This window comes from Streptomyces sp. SID14478 (genome assembly GCF_010548525.1).
Taxonomy (GTDB): Bacteria; Actinomycetota; Actinomycetes; order Streptomycetales; family Streptomycetaceae; genus Streptomyces.
The window spans coordinates 1-1,086 of sequence record NZ_JAAGMG010001292.1 but is presented as its reverse complement, the minus strand read 5'-3'; the positions used below and the strand labels follow the sequence as shown (position 1 = coordinate 1,086).

Annotated in this window: 1 protein-coding gene and 1 pseudogene; both read right to left on the bottom strand. The window is 75.4% G+C overall.

What is annotated here, in order from left to right; translation table 11 throughout:
* Positions 1-835, bottom strand: an 835-nt coding sequence (locus tag G3I40_RS41230; protein ID WP_164559930.1) for an ABC transporter ATP-binding protein, incomplete at its 3' end; no start/stop codon positions are given.
* Positions 832-1,086: pseudogene (locus tag G3I40_RS41225) on the bottom strand (energy-coupling factor transporter transmembrane protein EcfT); the annotation flags it as partial. The pseudogene G3I40_RS41225 and the gene G3I40_RS41230, both read right to left, overlap by 4 nt.

Sequence of the window (1,086 nt, the reverse complement as noted above, 5' to 3'; positions counted from 1 at the left end):
CGACCGCGCCGGCGGCGCGCTCGGCGAGACGGGCCCGTACGTCGCCCGCGGCGCGCCTCGCGTCCCGCACGGTGAGGGGCAGCGGATCCCAGCCGACGAGCCGCCCGAGCCCCACCACCGGCGGAAACACGGGTGACCTGGCCATCACCGCGGCCGGGTCGCCGACCAGGAGCGGCTCCCCGGGGGCGGGCAGCAGGGCGACCTGATCGGCGTACTGGACGACCCGTTCGAGGCGGTGCTCGGCCAGCAGGACCGTCGTGCCGAGGTCGTGGACCAGGCGTTGCAGGACCGCGAGGACCTCCTCCGCCGCGGCCGGGTCGAGTGCGGACGTCGGCTCGTCCAGGACCAGGACCTGCGGGTGCGTGGTGAGGACCGAGCCGATCGCCACGCGTTGCTGCTGACCGCCGGAGAGCGTCGCGATCGGGCGGTCGCGCAGACCGGCCAGGCCGAGCAGGTCCAGGGTCTCCTCCACGCGGCGGCGCATCACCGGCGGGGCGAGGCCGAGCGATTCCATGCCGTACGCGAGTTCGTCCTCGACCGTGTCCGTGACGAAGTGGGCGAGCGGGTCCTGGCCGACCGTGCCGACCACATCGGCCAGTTCGCGCGGCTTGTGCGTGCGGGTGTCGCGGCCCGCGACCGTGACCCGGCCCGCGAGCGTGCCGCCGGTGAAGTGCGGGACGAGGCCGCTGACCGCCCCGAGCAGGGTCGACTTGCCCACCCCGGACGGCCCCGCGAGCAGCATCAACTCGCCCTCGGGGACAGTTAGTTCGATGCCGGACAGGGTGGGGTGCGGGGCGTCGGCGTAGCGTACGGAGACGTTCTCGAAGCGGATCACTGGGCTGTCTCCGTCGTGGGGTGCGGGGCCGGCGCGACGAGCGCCGGGAGCAGGCCGAGCAGGATGCCCGCCGCGGGCAGCAGGGGCAGGGTCGGCGCGGTGAGGGGAACCACTTGTGGCTGCAGCGCGGACGGGTCCCGCACGCCCGTCCAGATCATGGCGGCGGCGACCGCGGCGCCCGATGCCGCGATCAGCCACGCGCGGACGCCCCAGACGTCGGGGCGGTAGCGGGTGCGCACCGAGCGGCGCCC